The 13,556-nt window shown below is 69.8% G+C and carries 1 protein-coding gene (cut by a window edge); it reads left to right on the top strand.

From position 1 onward, the window contains the following. Positions 1 to 13,556, top strand: partial view of a hypothetical protein gene (locus tag ACX1D1_RS00755; RefSeq protein ID WP_459055514.1) — the end only. Its footprint begins 24,910 nt before the window's first position; only the last 13,556 of its 38,466 coding nucleotides appear in the window; its start codon lies off the left edge, out of view; it ends in the stop codon at positions 13,554 to 13,556.

Here is a 13,556-nt window from a genome sequence, read left to right as displayed (position 1 = left end):
GCGGCGCCTTCGTCATGAAGTTCGGCGTCGCGTTCGACCTCGCCGGCCTCAAGTTCATGGCCGACGGCGTGGCCGGCGTGTACAGCGACGGCATCGTCATGAAGGTCGCGGTCAGTGTGTCGGCCGACGCCTTCATCTTCAGCCTGAGCGCCTCCGGCACGCTGTCGATCAACACCACCCCCGGCGTGCGCGAGGGCGTCGAGCGTGGCTTCAAGATGGAGCTCACCGGTTCCGTGACCCTGCTCAAGCTGTTCAGCTTCAACGCGGGCTTCACGATCGAGGTCGGGCGGGCGCGCCCCGATGCCGACTTCCAAGCCGGCGACTGGTACCTCAAGGCATACGCGAGCCTCAGCTTCTTCGGGTTCAACCTCAGCGGCGACATCTTCCTCAGCTCCGAGGGCGACTTCAGCCTGAAGCTCTCCGGCCGTATGCAACTCGGCGGCAGCTTCATGGGCATCCGGGGAAGCTTCTCGCTCGAGGTGTCCTTCCTCAAGCACGTGGACGCCTGGGGCATCACCTACTACACGATGTTCATCGGCGGCTCGGCGAGCGTCGAGGTGTACTTCGACTTCAAGATCTTCGAGATCTCCCTCGGCGTGGGGTTGGAGCTGTCGGTCAGCGCGGACTCCCGCGACGCCGACATCAACGGCAACGTGCCGCTGAAGTTCCGGATCACCGTGCGGTTCAAGGTGCTCGGCACCTGGTACTCCCGCAGCGACACGTTCACCATCGGCACCGTGACTTTCCCGGTCGTGCCGTACCTGGCCAGCAACGGCCGCACGGACTACGGCGCCGACGCCGGCACGTCCGGCACGTACCGCAACCTGCGCGCCTGGACGCCCACCGACACCCAACTGTTCCTCAACGTCGGCGCGCTGCCGCAGCGCACCGCCCGCAATGTGGCCGGCACCGTGGAGAACGAGACCGTCCTCATCGAGCAGCTCGGCGCCCTGGACGGCAGCGGACGCGCCACGATCAAGGTCTCCGCGTTCGGCTACGAGAAGACCTACCAGCATGTCGCGCGCGTCTACGGCTATTTCGGCAGCGGTGTCGACTCGGTCACGGTCGACCCCAGCGTCCAGATCCCCGTCATCCTCGACGGCGGCGCCGCCAACGACACGATCGTCCTGCACGGCTCGCCCGCCCTCCCGTCGGGCACGCTGGCGGGCGACGCGTCGCTGTGCGCCGTCTACACCCCGGCCGCCCCCGCCTCCTTCGCGGGTAGCGTCCTTTGCGGCGGCGACAACGACGACACCATCACCGTCACCAACGCGGCCTCCGCGGTGGTCCACGGCGGCGGCGGCGCCGACACCATTCGGCACACGGGCACCGGCGACGTTCGCTTCTACGGCGGCGACGGCAACGATCTGCTCGTCGGCAACGCCCCCGACGCGAAGCTGTACGGCGAGGGCGACGACGACACCCTCGAGGGCTCGGCCGCGCTCTACAACGGCGGTGCCGGCAACGACACCATCGTCGCCACCTCCTCGATCTTCACCAGCACCGAGGCCGTCCCGGTGGTGGGCGGCACCGGCACCGACACGCTCAGCGTCGTCCTCACTGGCAGCGCAGACAACTACCTGGTCAGCAAGCCCTCCACCGCCAGCCCGGTGGGCATCCTCACGCACACGCTCGGTGGTCTCACGAAGGACTCCTCGGGCATCGAGAACCTCCTCGTGGACGCCGGAGCGGGATCCGACCAGATCACACTCGACGACATCACCGGCAACGCGTCCGGCATCCTGACCATCGGGATCACGCTCGGCACCGGCGGCACCGACGTGGTTACCATCCTCGGCAACTCCGGCGCCGACACCTTCAGACTCGGCACCGCCGGGACCGCGACCACCGTCACGCGCGAGGCGCCGAACGGCTACACCGTCTCGATCATCGGCGGCGTGCGTGCCCAGGGTGACCGGCTCTTCGTCCGCGGCCGCGGTGGCGACGACACCATTGACGCGTCCCTCGTGTCCCTCGATCAGCTCGCGCTCGTCCTCGACGGCGACGATGACACTGCCGTTGTCGCCGACGGCAATGACACGCTCATCGGCTCCAGGTTCGACGACACCTTCTACCTCGGTGGCGGCGACGACACCGTCACCGGCGGGCTCGGCCGCGACACCTTCTTCGATGACGGCGGCACCAACACGCTGGTCGAGTCGTTCGAGGGCGTGGACTTCGGCCTCTACGACAACCTGTTCGTCGTCGGCCTGGCCGTCGGCCTCAACTTCGGCGTCGGCTCCGTGGCCGAGGACCTGCTCGACATCTTCGCCATCGCGCGCCTCACCTCCACGGGCGACCGGGCCACGACGATGCTCATCGGCGACGCCGACGGCACCGTCACCGTCGCCGGTTACGTGCTGACCGCAGACGCATGGACCGGCACCGCCTACCTGGACGCCGGTCCCGGCGACGACCTGGTCCGCGTCGAGTTGGCCCGCTCCACCGGCATCGCCGTCCACGTGCTCGACACCTCCGGCTCGGACCGCCTCGTCGTCCAGGGCACCACTGCCCCCGACAGCCTCATCCTCGACACCGTCGCGTCCCCGCCTGCCGACACCGGCAGCAACGGGATCCAGCGGATCGCCTTCCCGTCCGGCGTCCTGACCACCATCGGCACCATCACCCACTCCGGCGTGGAGCTGGTGGAGATCAACACCCTCACCGGTGGCGACCGCGTCGCGGTCCGGGCCCTCGACGTCGAGACGGTCATCGCCACCGGCGAGCACACCGACCGCGTCGCCGTCGGCTCCAACGCCGCGGGCACCGGCACCACCGCCACGCTCTGGACCAACATCGGCGGCACCGTCGACGCCGTCGACGCCAAGCTCACCGTCATCGGCGGCACCGGCCCCGGCGCCATCACCGGCAACGACCTGCTGGCGATCGACGACACGGGTGACACCGCGGACAACACGGGCGAGCTCACCTTCGACTGGATCACCGGCCTCGGCATGGGCGTCGGCATCAACTACACCGGCGTCGAGTTCCTCACCATCGACCTCGGTTCCGGGGCCGACACCTTCACCATCCACAGCACCCACACCGGCAGCACCGCGCTCACCACCAACGACGGCGCCGACCTGGTCGTCGTGCGCAGCGTGGCCGGGACCACCTCGATCGACACCGGCGCCCAGGACGACGTCGTGCGCATCTCGTCGACGCTCACCGGCATCGGCGGCGAGCTGACGGGCATCACCGCCCCGCTCGGCATCACCGGCGGGACCGGCTCGGACACCCTCTACCTCGACGACGCGGCCACCGCGCTCGACCGAATCGGCGTCGTCACCGGCACCAGTGTCTCCGGCCTCGGCATGACCGGCGGCGCCCCGACGCCCAGCCTCGTGCAGGTCGTCACCGTCACCGGCGCCAACGATGGACGCTTCGCGCTCGCCGTCACCGGGTACGGCACCACCGGCCAGCTGCTCTTCGACACCTCGGCCGCGCGCATGCAGGAGCTCCTCGAGGCGCTCGTCGGCGTCGGCAACGTGCTCGTCACCAAGGCCGGCGACCGCTGGACCGTCGCCTGGGCCGGAGACCTCGCCGGAGCCGACGGCCGGCTCGCGACCCTCGGCATCGTCCCCGTCACCGGCCACGACCTCACGGGAACGGGCAGCGTCACCACCGGCGTCCTCGCCATGACCGACGGGACGGTGGACTACCTCGACTTCGAACTGCTGGACCTCACCCTCGGGGCGGGAGACGACGTGCTCAACATCGACTCCACCCATGCCGCGACCACAGTGGTGCACGCCGCCGACGGCGACGACCGGATCGCCATCGAGTCGCTGGCCGGCGCCACCACCGTCGAGGGCCAGGCCGGCAACGACTGGTTGCTCCTCAACCCCGTCCCGGGTCCGCTCGGCCCGCTCGGCGAGCGCGTCAACCACATCGAGGGCCAGCGGCTCACCCTGGACGGCGGCGCCGACTCCGACACCTTCGTCATCGAGCTGTTCGGCGTGGGCAACAGCCGCATCGACGTCCTGGACCAGATCGGCGGCACCAACGTCCTCGCCGTGGGCGGCTCCGCCGGCGACGACACCTTCCTGTTCCGCCGCGGCATGATCGCGCAGATGTCGAACAAGGTCTCGGGCCTGTTCCGGGACGCCGAGGTCGTGACCTACGGTCCCACGATGACCGGTGGCGTCGTGGTCGACGCCCGTGGCGGCGACGACGCCCTCGCCTTCGACGACACCTCGTCGATCCTCACCGTTCTCGGCGGCACCGGCAGCGACATCTTCCGCTTCGGCCAGCTGTACACCGACTACATGGTCGCCACCCCGGCACCCGGCAGCGTCCAGGCCGCCCTCGGCTTCGCGGACTTCGCCATGCCGACCTCCGAGGGCGACCCGGACTTCGGCGACTACTTCTTCGACTCGACGCGCGGCTGGCTCACCAACGGCGTGTCCTACACTGCGCACGTCTACGGCGGCTCCGGCGACGACATCTTCGAGGTCTTCCGGAACGTCGCCACGCTCAACCTGTACGGCGAGGCCGGCGACGACACCTTCATCGTGCGCTCCTTCGTCGACGAGTCCGAGCTGACCGCCCTCGACGCGGGCGAGGGCCGCAACTTCATCCAGTACGCCGCCAACGCGCCGGTCAACATCGACGGCGGCTCCGGCTTCGACACGCTCATCGTCATCGGCACCGAGTTCGCGGATGTGTACGTCATCACCGCCGACGGCATCTACGGGGCCGGTCGCGTCGTGCGCTACGTCAACGTCGAGCGGGTGTCCGTCTACGGCACGGAGGGCGACGACGTCTTCCATGTGCTCTCGACCAACCCCGAGGTGGAGCTGTCGCTGTTCGGCGGCCAGGGCTCCGACCGCGTCGAGGTGGGCAGCCAGGCCCCCGCCGTCCAGGCCGACGACCTGCTCGGCCACACCGGCCTCATCCGGCACTCGGTGGAGAGCACCGTGGCCGGCAGCGCCCTGGAGGGCATCCCCGTCGACGGCATCGCCGCCGAGATCATGGACAACGACGAGCCCATCGTCGTGGTGGCACCCGTGGCCGGCCAGCTGGTGATCCCCGAGGACGGCACCGAGGGCCAGCTCACCGTCCGCCTGACCTACCAGCCCACCGTCGACGTCACGGTCACGCTGTCGGGGCCCCCGGTCAACCCGTTGTCCCCGAGCCGCGACCGCGCGCTGGAGTTCTGGACGGGCACCGAGTGGGCCACCTCCGTCACGCTGACGTTCACGGTTGCCGACTTCGCCGTCCAGCAGACGGTCCGGGTCCGCGCCACCGACGACATCGCCGCCGAGGGCGAGCGCTCCCACCCGATCGACGCCATCGTCGCCGGCGGGAACTACGAGGGCGCCCCGGTCGTGACCACCTTCGTCCGGGTCCTCGACGACGAGACACCCGACGTTGCGGTCATCGAGCCCGACGGCGGCGTCAGCGTCGTCGAGCCCGTCGGGGCCGTCGGCGGCACCACGGTCGACTACACCGTGCGGCTCACCCGACAGCCCCTGGCGAACGCCACCGTCGAGGTCACCGCACCCGACGGCCTCCAGATCTCCCTCGACGGCACGACGTGGGTCAGCGTCCTCATCCTGACCTTCACGCCCCCCGACTGGGCGAGCGACCGCGTGCTCAAGGTGCGCGCCGAGGACGACGGCGTCGTCGAGGGCCAGCACATCGAGACGATCACCACTCGGCTCACCTCGAGGGACGCGATCAACGGCGCCATCTCCGCGCCCGGCGGCGTTCCCACCGAGTTCGGCTTCGCCTCGGGCCTGCCCGCCGGAGCGCTCAAGGGCTTCACCGTCCTGATCACGAGCGGCGCGGGCGCGGGCCAGACGCGCCTCATCTGGGACAACACCGGCTCCTTCATCGAGGTCGAGGGCGAGTGGGACGTCGCCCCCTCCGTCGGCGATGCCTTCGTGATCCTCGGCTACTCGGCGCCCGCCACGACCGATTCGCTGGTCGGCACGACCACGGCCATCTCTGCGGACCTCACCACCATCACGGTGACCGGAGTCGCGCTGCCGACGGCCGACGGTGGACTGGCCGGCGCCCTGCTGCGCCTCGTCGGCCTCGACGGCCCGGGCACGTACCGCACCATCGCCTGGAACACCGCCACCACCATCACGGTGACCGACCCCTGGACGTCCGACACCTTCACTCTCGGCGTCACCGAGATCTACGTCGCCGAGCTCCTCGGTGTCACGGTCCCGCGCGTCGGCGTGCTCGTCCACGACGGCGACACCCCCGGCGTCGTCATCAGCCCCGACGGCGGCCCCATCCGCCTGGTCGAGGGTGCCGCCGGTGGCCAGTTCGGCACGTCGGCCACCTACACCGTGCGCCTCACCACCGCGCCGGCCGCGGGGGAGACCATCACCATCCGGGTGAGCCCCATCCGCTCGTACACCTACGGCAGCGACTGCGACACCAGCGACGGCTGCCTCGAGATCCAGCTCGAGTTCATCCTCGGCGCCGGCCAGAGCCTCGATGTCGACGGCAACCTCGTGCTGACCTTCGACGACACCAACTGGTGGATGGTGCAGCACGTCGAGATCCGCGCGATCGACGACCTGATCGCCGACGGCCACCTCGTCCAGGAGTTCGCGGACTCCGCACGCCGCACGCACCTCGTCCAGGGTCCGCTGTTCGTCTCCGGCGACCAGGACGACAACGAGTACCTCGACATCGACGACTACCTGCCGATCACCATGCCCGGTGAGAGCTCCGGCAACCCGCTGCCCGTCACGGCGAGCACGGCCGACGCGATCGAGTCCGCACAGATCGACTCCCTCGTCGTCCACAACGAGGACTCCCCGGCCAACGATGTCGGCGAGCTCACCTCGACCCGCATCACGGGCCTCGGGATGGCCGAGGACTACTCACTCGCCGGGCGCCCGGTGCTCGGTGGCATCCGGTACGAACTGTTCGAGGACCTCACGATCCTCCTCGGCTATGGCGACGACACCTTCACCGTCCACAGCACACATGCCGGCACCACGACGATCGACGCCGGCCTCGGGGACGACGCCGTCACCGTCCGCACCATCGACGGCCACACCAGGCTCGTGGGCGGCCCCGAAGCCCTGGCGTTCGGCCGCACGGACGACGACGAGTTCATCATCGGCAGCGAGACCAGCCTGCTCGACCTGCTGGCAGCGCTGCTGGTCCTCGACGGCGGCACAGGGCAGGACGTTGCGACGCTTCGTGACGACGGCGAGTCCGAGGACAACCTCGGCTGGCTCACCCAGGACACCGTCACCGGTCTCGACATGACCCCGCGCACCGGCCTCGACGAGGTGGGTCGCCCGCTCGACCGGCTGTACTCGGTGACCCCGCAGGCCGGCGCCACCCACTTCACGATCATGTTGTCGCAGCTCCAGGGCGACGACGCCGCGGGCATCGGCGCGCTGAGGTTCGCCGTCGGGACCTCCGCCGAGGATGTTCGGTTCGCCCTCCAGAAGCTCCTGTTCCCGACCACCTCCGGCGCCGACGACGGCGTGTCGATGAGCTGCGGCGAGGAGAACGACACGCGGTGCAGCGACAGCGTCTACGTCTGGCTGGTCGGCGGCACCTACGTCATCGGCTTCCGCGGCGAGGTCAACGAGGGCCTCGCGGACGACGACGAGACCACGCCGGAGCCCATCACGATCCTGCTGTCCGCGCTCGGTGACGGCGCGGTGGCCACCGACCTCGACTCCCGTGCCGGCATCCGCTACGTCGGTCTCGAGACCCTCAACCTGCAGCTCGGCGCCGGCGACGACGTGTTGAACGTCCGCGGCACCCTCCCCGTCACGAACGTCTCGTTCGGCACCGGCGACGACCGCGTGTACATCTCCTCGCGCGCCGACGTCGGCATCAACGACAGGCCGGAGTTCCTCGCCGGCCACCTCGACGACGTCGACGGCACCCTCAACCTCGACCTCGGCCTCGGCACGCACACGCTGCTGCTGAGCGACGAGGACGCGGGCGCCGGCGACGGCACCGTCGCCACCCCGGTCCTCATCACCGACGTCGTCGCCGCCGCGCAGGCCCGAGACGCCGCCCTGGCCGCCCTCGGCGAGATCTTCGTCGTCGGCCTCGCCCCGGCCGGCATCTCCTGGCGCGCGGCCGCCGGCTCCACCGGCACCTTCGCCGACGGCATCCGGATCTGGACCTCCGGGTTCGCCGACCGGATCGTCATCGACGGCACGCACGAGCGCAGCGACGTCCGCACCACCACGTGGCTCAACACCGGCCTCGGCAACGACCACGTGACCGTGAACCTCACCGCCGGCCAGGACGGGTTCTTCGTCCTCAACACGCAGGGTCAGAACGACAACGTGCTCGACCTGACCGCAGACCTCGACGACGGCGACGAGCCGGCCGCGGCCGACCGCGTGGTCTCCGTCGTGGTCAACGGCACCACCACCATTCCGGTGAGCCGCTACACCGTCAGCTCGCGCCTCGACCTCATCGGCCTGTTCGACTCGCTGGTGCCCGGCGACTCCGTCGTCGTGACGCTGCACCTGACGTCGTGGACGGTTCAGAGCACCGGCGCGTTCGATCTGATGAACGACTCCGACGTTGTCGGGTACCGCGTCTGGGTCAACGGCCGGCTCCTGGCCGCCAGCGAAATCGCCGAGAGCGAGCTGTCCGCCACAGACACGCGGCTCACGTTCGCCACGCCGAACCAGCGCGACGGCTCGACCGCTCACGTCGTCGTCGAGGTCACCCGCACCTCCACCCAGAGCTTCGAGATGCCCGCCTCCGACGCCATCCTGCCGGTCGGGACCACCGACGACGACACTGTCGTCGGGAACGCCTCCACGCTCCCGCTGGTCGTCTTCGGCGGCATCGGCAACGACGCCCTCCACGGCGGCACCGGCGGCGACATAGTCTTCGGCGACCGCGGCCTCGTCCAGTGGGTCGACGCGGCGGGAGTGGCCGTGGCGCAGTCCGGCAACGGCGGCGTGGACGACTTCACCGACGGCGCCATCCGCCCGCTCGGGCTCGTGACCACCGTCGACCCGACCATCGGCGGAACCGACACCATTACCACCGGCATCGGGTGGGACCTGGTGCTCGGCGGCGCGGCGGGCGACCACATCACGACCAACCGCGGCGAGACCGCGGGCAGCCCCGACGCCGGCGGCATCGTCTTCGGCGACCACGGCTTCATCGACTGGGTGTCGCTCGACACCGACGTCACCGACATCGACCGCATCTGGTCCCTGGCCACGGACCTCGGCGGCGACGACACCGTCATCAGCGGCCTCGGCCACGACGTGGTGGTCGGCGGACTGGGCGCCGACGGGATCACCGCGTCCGAGGGCAACAACATTGTGATCGGTGACAACGGTCGGATCACGGCCGCGGCGACCGATGGGGTCGAGTGGGGTGTGCCGATCACGCTTGGGCTGGTGGAGACCCTGGACGCAGACATTGGTGGCGTGGACACGGTGACCTCGGGTGCGGGGAATGACCTCGTCCTGGGCGGCGCTGCGGGCGACGACCTGCAGGTCGGGGACGGGATCAATTACGTCTTCGGTGATCATGGGTTCATCGACTGGACCGCCGCCGACGCCGGTCGCACCTACACCGACTCCTCGGCGGGCGACGACATCGATCCCGCAGACTTCGACCGCGTGTGGTCGACCGACCCTGCCGTCGGCGGCGACGACACGATCATCTCCGGAATCGGCGACGACCTGGTCATCGGCGGCCCCGGGGCCGACACGATCACCGTCTCCGACGGCGTCAACGTGGTGCTGGGCGACAACGGCCGGTTCACCGCTTCGCTGGCTGTCGCCACCCCGAATTGGGGCACCCTGCCGCTGACCACAGGCACCCTCGAGACCACCAACCCGACGATCGGTGGCGTGGACACCATCACCTCCGGCTCCGGCCTCGACCTCGTTCTCGGCGGCGCCACGGGCGATGACATCTCCGTCGGCGCGAACCACGACGTCGCCGTCGGCGACCACGGGTTCATGGACCTGGCGGTGCGCGAGGGCAACCTCGTCGTGGTGACCATCACGGTCAACGCCAACGACCTCGGCGGTGCCGACACCATCCGCGGCGAGGCCGGCGAGGACATCCTCATCGGCGGCACGGCAAACGACCGCATCGACGGCGGCACCCAGCGTGACCTCATCTTCGGCGACAACGTGTCGCTCGACCGCTCCGGAAGCTTCGGCAACCACACCAACCCGCGGTTCCAGGTGCTCATCGGGACGACGATCTACTCCGTCGTCGGTGGCAACACGGCCGGCGCCTCCCAGGTCACCGGCAGCTGGCAGAACGACCCCGCGGGACCGACCGCCTGGAGCGACTTCCGGATCACCCTGCTCGACCACGACGCCGACACCGAAAGCGCGGCAACCGGGTCTGCTGCAGACCGCTTCGGCGACGACTACATTGCGGGCGGCGCGCATGACGACATCATCTTCGGTGCTCTGGGCGACGACGTCATCCAGGGCGACGGGTCCATCGACATCGCACTGACCGGCGGCGAGGACGTCTCCGCCGCCCGCGACGCCAACGGCTTCTTGGTTCTCAACCCGTCGTTCGAGGCGAGCACCGACGGCGACGACTACATCGAGGGCGGCGGCGGCGCCGACACCATCTTCGGCAACCTCGGCCGTGACGACATCATCGGTGGCAGCTCCAGCCTCTTCTCGCTGACCACGCCCGACCGTCGACCGGACGCTGCCGACTTCATCGTCGGTGGCGCGGGCACCCGCATCGGACGCAACAACGACGATGTCAGCGACGACGAAGACTGGGTCACCGTCGAGGGTCCCGTCGGCCACGGCCGCGACTCCGACACCATCGTCGGCGACAACGGCAACATCCACCGGCTCGTGGGCATCAACGGCACCGCCGGCAGCGGATACCTGACGTTCGCCTACGACAGGTACAGCGCCGTCGCGAACGAGCGGCTCATCCCGCGCGCCGTCGACCTGCTGGACTACACCCCTGGCGGCCCGGACATCCTGCCCGCAGCGCTCACCAGCGACATCTTCGGCGACGACGAGGTCCACGGCGAGTCCAGCGACGACACCGTCTACACCGGCGCGGGCGACGACTTCATCTTCGGCGACGCCGGCGACGACGACCTGATCGGCGGCTGGGGCCACGACTGGATCTCCGGCGGCACCGGCATCGACGGCATCCTCGGCGACGACGGCCGCATCTTCACAGCCCGCAACGGCACCGCCGAGCCCCTCAACGGCATCTCCGCCACCGAGCAGAGCACCATCTACACCCCCGGCAAGGTGCAGACCGCGATCCTGCACCCGACCGACCAGCTCAACAAGACAGTCGACCTCACCCCGTTCGCCGCCGACGGCGACTGGGCGAACCCGCTGAACGAGATCGACCACGCCAACGACGTCATCTTCGGCGGCTGGGACGACGACTTCATCCACGGCGGCTCCGGCGACGACGCCATCTCCGGCGCCGAGGCGCTGGTAGAGGGCTACGGTGTCGGCGGGGTCCGCAGCGACTTCTACCGTCCGTTCAACGACGGCCAGCTCCTCGGCTTCGACACCACCACCGCCATGTTCGAGCTCTACGACGAGTACGCACCCATGAGGAAGATCCTCGTGGGCAGCGGCGAGTGGTTCCTCAACTTCAGCCACCTCGACGGGCGTGCGGTCGGTGGCGGCTACTTCACTGATGGCAGCGACGTCATCTTCGGCGATCACGGCAACGACTGGCTCGTCGGCGGCACCGGTCGCGACACCCTGTGGGGCGGCTGGGGCAACGACCTCCTCAACGCCGACGACGTGCTCACCACCAACGGCGGCCTCAACGACGCTCCCGACACGCACACCACGTACGAGGACCGCGCGGTCGGTGGCGCCGGGCTCGACGTGCTCATCGGCAACACCGGCGGCGACCGCCTGATCGACTGGGTGGGCGAGTTCAACAGCTACCTGGTGCCGTTCGCGCCGTTCGGCCTCGGCACGGTCAGCCGTCAGGTGCCTCCGGGGCTGTACGACTTCCTCTACCAGCTGTCCGCCGCCCAGGGCGCCGACTTCACCGTCGCCCAGCTGGCCGGGCAGATGAGCGCCGCGCGCAACGGCGAGCCGTTCGGCGAGATCGGCCTCATCGTCCAGCAGGACGACTTCTGGCAGGAGCAGACCGGCGGCCCGCGCGACCCCCAGCCCGGCAACGTGCCCGGCGGCAAGCGCGACGTCCTTCGCGCGGCCGACTTCAACGACGCCACGGCCCAAGCCTTCTTCGCCGACTCCGGAGTCTTCGTGGCCTCCGGTGGCACGCTCAACGTGACCGCGACGTCGACCAGCGGCGACGCGGTGGCGGTGTACTACATCGACCAGTACTTGCCGATCTACTACGAGATCCACGCACAGGTCTACCTCACCAAGCCCACCGGCGGCTGGAAGGCCAACGCGTACGTCATCTTCGACTACTTCGCCCCCGATGACTTCAAGTTCGCCGGCGTCGACCAGTCCACCAACAAGCTGGTCATGGGCCGCCGCACCGCCGCCGGCTGGATCGTCGACGTGCAGAGCTTCATCCCGGGCGGCGTGAAGTACAACACCTGGTACACGATGCTCGTGGCCGTCAACGGAACCACGGTCACGGTGCTGTTGGGCGGCACGGTGGCGTTCACGTACACGTTCGCGCCGCGGATCATCGACGGCGTCGCGGTGGGGCTGAACAAGGGCTTCGTGGGAGTCGGGTCGAACCAGGCGCGCGGCAAGTTCGACAACATCTCGGTGGCCGTGCTGCCGCCGCAGATCACGCTGGACGTCACCGAGGAGTTTGACGACGGCGCAGGCCTGGCCGACGACGTGGAGCAGGGCACCTGGACGGCGAGCGACGGCGCGCTCACCGCCTCCGGCACGCCGACGGCGCCGGCGGTCACGCTACTGGATCTCGGCGACACCCTCGAGGCCAACTCGTACCTGGAGATCACCGCGAGGCTCACCCTCGGCGCCGGCGCCGTCGCGGGGATCGTGTACGACTTCTACAGCGTCGACGAGTTCAAGTTCATCGTCCTTGACGTCGCGGCGCGGCTGGTTGTCTTCGGCCACGTGGTGCACGGGCGCCTGGCCGTCGACGAGGTCGTCGCCTGGACGCTCGTGGCCGGGACGTCGTACACGATGCTGGTCACCATCAAGGGCGCGTCGGTGTCGCTGGTGCTCAACGGAGCGTTCGTCAGGTCGCGGGCGTACAACTCGGCATTGGCCGACGGCCGGGTGGGCCTGATCGTCAACGCGGGCTCGGCCTCCTACCAGTCTGTGCAGATCCGCACCGACGGGTGGAGTCCGCCGGATGCCATGCTCGTCGCAGATCCGGTCCCCGCTCCGTCCGACCCTGTCCCGGAGGATCCTGTCCCGGCGGATCCGGAGCCGACCGATCCCGTCCCGGCGGACCCGGAGCCGACCGATCCCGTCCCGGCGGACCCCGAGCCGACCGATCCCGTCCCGGCGGACCCCGAGCCGACCGATCCCGTCCCGGCGGACCCCGAGCCGACCGATCCCGTCCCGGCGGACCCCGAGCCGACCGATCCCGTCCCGGCGGACCCGGAGCCCGAGCCGGTCCCTGAGCCGACCAAGCCGCCCAAGAAGAAGTAG

It is taken from the genome of Tessaracoccus luoxuelianae (assembly GCF_054483915.1).
This window is presented reverse-complemented; position numbering and strand designations above follow the sequence as displayed.